We start from the raw sequence: 4,059 nt of genomic DNA on the forward strand, positions 1-4,059 counted from the left end.
GCTTTGGGGGGAGCGGGAGTTGCCTCCGGCGGGTGGGCGGGAGTGCCCTTCGGGGGTGAGCGGCAGTCCCCTTCGGGCAGGTGAGCGGGAGCGACCTCCGGAGAGACAGGCGGGGCGCCTGAAGGTGCGGTCTTCCGCCGGTCCGGGACGGCGTCTGGCGGGACGGCGTCTGGCCGGGTGGCGTGGCGAGCCGGTTCATGGAGATCCGGGGCGTGGCCCCTGCGAGTTCAGGAAGCTGCGCGGTGCCGTCTCCCGCCGCCCCGGAGAGTCGCGCGCACCCGGTCAGCTGCCGGTGACCGTCGGCACACCGGGCCGCACACCGCCATAAACCGACCCCCTGACCCCGCCCCGCCGCGAAACCCCGTGCTCCCGCGTCATCTGCCCGGCGACAATGGTCCCGTGCGGTACAAAATCCTGGGCAACACCCGGGCGGAGGACGAACACGGCACCGGTGTGCCCCTCGGTGGTGCGCGGTTGCGTGCGCTGCTCGCCGCGCTCGCGCTGCATCCGGGGCGGGTCGTGCCCTTCGGCACCCTGATCGACGAGGTGTGGGCCGATGAGCCTCCCCAGGACGCCTCCGCCGCGCTCCAGGCCCTGATCGGCCGCCTCCGCCGCACCCTCGGTAAAGAGGCGATCATCTCCGACCCCGGCGGGTACCGGCTCGCGGCGACCCGGGACGACGTGGACCTGTACGTCTTCGAACGGCTGGTGCGCCAGGGCACGGCCGCCCTGGACCGGGGCGACGCGACCGCCGCCGCCCGCGAACTCGGCGAGGCGCTCGCCCTGTGGCGCGGGCCCGCGCTCGCCGACCTCCCGGACAGGTCCGCCGCGGCCNCGCGCAGGGCACAGATGAGGAGCGCGTGCAGTGGTTCGTCGTAGGGATGCGCCGCGGTCAGTTCCTTCAACTCCGGTACGACGTCGGCGGCGCATCCCTACGACGAACCACTGCACGCGCTCCTCATCTGTGCCCTGCGCGACTCGGGGCGCGGGGCCGACGCGCTCGCCGCGTACGAGGCGGCCCGGCACGCGCTCGCCGAGGGGCTGGGCACCGACCCGGGGCCGGAACTCCGGGCGCTGCACGGCGAGTTGCTCGCGCCCCCGGCACCGGTGAGCGCACCGCCCGCTGCTCCCGGGCGGCTCGGACGCGACGGCAACCTGCGTCCACGGCTTACCTCTTTCGTGGGCCGGGAACCCGAGATCGCCGCCATCCGTTCCGAATTGCACAGGGTCCGCCTCGTCACGCTCACCGGTCCGGGCGGCTCCGGAAAGACCCGTCTCGCCGAGGAAGCCGCCGCCGGGCTCCCGCAGGCGTGGCTGGTCGAGCTGGCCCGGCTCGACCGGCCGGAGGCGGTGCCGGGCGCGGTGGTCAGTGCCCTCGGTCTGCGCGAGACCGCCCTGCTGACCACCGAGTTGATCACCACACAGGACGACCCGGTCGCCCTGCTGGTGGAGTACTGCGCCTCGCGCGGCCGACTCCTGATCCTTGACAACTGCGAACATGTCATCGGCGCGGTGGCCGACCTCGCCGAGACCCTCCTGACCCACTGCCCGGGGCTCACGATCCTCGCCACCAGCCGTGAACCCCTGGGCGTCCCCGGCGAGTCCGTGCGCCCGGTCGAGCCCCTCGTCCCCGACCAGGCGCACCGCCTCTTCGGGGAGCGCGCCGCCGCCGTCCGCCCCGACGCGGAGACCGTGCTCCAGGACACCGAAGCGGTCGGGGAGATCTGCCGGCGCCTCGACGGCCTGCCCCTGGCCATCGAACTGGCCGCCGCCCGGCTCCGGTTGCTCACCCCGCGCCAGATCGCCGACCGCCTCGACGACCGCTTCCGCCTCCTCACGACAGGGAGCCGCACGGTCCTGCCCCGCCAGCAGACCCTGCGGGCCGTCGTCGACTGGTCCTGGGAGCTGCTCGACGAGTCCGAGCGGACGGTGCTGCGCGAGGTCTCCGTGTTCGCCGGCGGCTGGGACCTCGCGGCGACGGAGGCCGTCTGCACCGGCCCCGCGGCCCATCTCATCGGCGCCCTGGTCGACAAGTCCCTGATCGTGGCCACCCCGGGGGAGGCCGACGGCGGCATGCGCTACCGCATGCTGGAGACCATCCACGAGTACGCCGTCGAGCGCGCCGCCGAGACCCCCGAGCTGCGCGCCGCGGCCGAGCGCCGGCACCGCGCCTGGGTGCTCGCCCTCCTCGAGGAGGCCGAGCCGCTGCTCCGCTCCGGGGACCAACTCCCGTGGATCGCCCGCCTGGAGACCGAGCTGGACAACATCCGGGCCGCCCTCGCCCGCTCCGTCGCCGCCCGCGACGAGGCGGAGGCGAGCGCCCTGGTCCTCGCCGTCGGCTGGTTCTGGTGGCTGCGCAACTACCGCCCCGAGGGCGCGGAATGGGTGGTCCGCGTCCTCGCCCTGAGCACACCGGCGGGGTCCGACCAGGACCCGTACGAGACCTACGTCGCCGACCCGGAGGCGGACGCCCGCCACCCCCTGCACGCCCGGCGGATGGACCTCCGGCTGCTGAACCTCTTCCTCAGGTCCGAGTCCGAGCTGCTGGGCCGGACGGCGGACGGCCTGCTGGACGAGCGCATGTTGCGGTACATGAAGCTGATCCAGGGCTACTTCGCCGCAGGCGGCCCGCAGGCGGCCCGGATGCCCGGGCTCATCTGGCCGCTCACCGCCTACTTCCTCACCGAGACGATGGACATCCGGCCCGCCATGGAGACGGCTGTCGTCAACGTCCGGGCCCACGGCGGCGATTGGGAGAACGCGGTCCTGCTGATGTTCCGCACCCACCTCCTCGTCGACTCACCGGGCGGCATGGCGGGCATCGACGAGGACCTGAAGATGCTGAAGGTGCTCGGCGGACGTGTCGGCGACCGCTGGGTGCGCGCCCAGGTCTCCAGCGCGGTCGGCGAGGCCGCCATGGTCCGCGGCCGCTTCGAGGAGGCGAGGACGGCCTACGAGGAGGCCCTGGAGCTGGCCTACGAGGTCGGTGCCTACACCGAGACCCCGTTCCTCATCGCCCGCCTCGCCGAACTCGCCTTCCGCGCGGGCGACCGCGACAGCGCGCTGGCCGGCCTGGACGAGGCGACCGAGGAGGCCGAGCGGCACGGCGTACCGGACGCCCGCGCGTTCGTCCTGATGCTGCGCGCGAACATCGCCCTGGAGGACGGGGAGATCGCCCACGCGCGGGAGCTGAGCGACCAGGCCCGGGAGCAGAGCGAGAAGGGCACGCCCCCACCGCAGTTCAAGGCCGGCCTGAACGGGACCGCCGCCCTGGTCACGGCCGCCGAGTCCGGTCCGGGGCCCGGCCTGGCGATGATGGCCGCCACCCTGCGCGAGGCCGTGGAGCAGAACTGCGCCGACGCGCTGATCGGAATGCTCGTGGACCAGGCGGCGCTGCTCTCCGCCCAGCTCGGCGAACTACCGCGCGCGGTAAGGCTGTTGGCCGTCGGCGACCACTGGCGCGGCGCCCATCCCCGCCCCATGCCCGAGCACGCCCGGGTCGAGCGCACCGAGACCACGGCCCGCGCCGACCTCGGCGCCGAGCGCTATGCCGCCGAACGCGCCCACGGCGAGACCCTCACGATGGACGAGGTACTGGCCGAGCTGACAGCCTTCACCAGCACTTCTGTCGACAGCTCGAACAGCACCTCTACCGGCAGCTCCAGCGGCACCTCTACCGGCACGTGAACTTCGACTCCGCCCAGTCCGCCAGCGCCAGGCCGTCGAAGGAGCTGTGGGGTTCGACCACGAGCCGTACGGTCGTGCGCCCGGAGAGGTCGACGTGGACGGGCACCGCCGGGTCCCCGCCGTCGATCTCCCCGGACTGCCACAGCCGGATCCCGTCGGCGTACACCGCGAAGGAGACCCTGCCGATCCCGAGCGTCATGTCGTCGACGCCGACCGTCGCGTCGTAGGAGACGCACGGGCGGTTGAGGTCGATCGTGACGGAGGAGCGGCCGTGCACGGTCACCCCGTGCGCGTACCGCGTGCCGCCGATCGAGACGCCGTAGCGCTGCCACACCCAACTGCTCGCACCGAGCCGGATCTCCGGGGCGGTGC

3 protein-coding genes are annotated in these 4,059 nt (G+C 73.7%); 2 read left to right on the plus strand and 1 reads right to left on the minus strand.

The window, feature by feature from the left end:
* The first annotated feature begins 519 nt into the window (after positions 1-519).
* Positions 520-879, plus strand: coding sequence for a BTAD domain-containing putative transcriptional regulator (locus JHN63_RS54935; protein WP_374223027.1), 360 nt, complete (start codon positions 520-522; stop codon positions 877-879).
* A gap of 300 nt (positions 880-1,179) precedes the next feature.
* Entirely contained in the window at positions 1,180-3,687 is a 2,508-nt protein-coding gene (locus JHN63_RS49375; RefSeq protein WP_374223026.1) for an AfsR/SARP family transcriptional regulator, read from the plus strand.
* Here the strand turns inward: JHN63_RS49375 and JHN63_RS49380 are convergent.
* On the minus strand, positions 3,674-4,059 hold a 386-nt coding region (locus JHN63_RS49380; RefSeq protein ID WP_234478877.1), incomplete at its 5' end, for an NPCBM/NEW2 domain-containing protein. The two genes, JHN63_RS49375 and JHN63_RS49380, sit on opposite strands and share 14 nt — an antisense overlap.

The sequence above is a fragment of the Streptomyces sp. MBT65 genome, assembly GCF_016612545.1.
GTDB lineage: Bacteria > Actinomycetota > Actinomycetes > Streptomycetales > Streptomycetaceae > Streptomyces.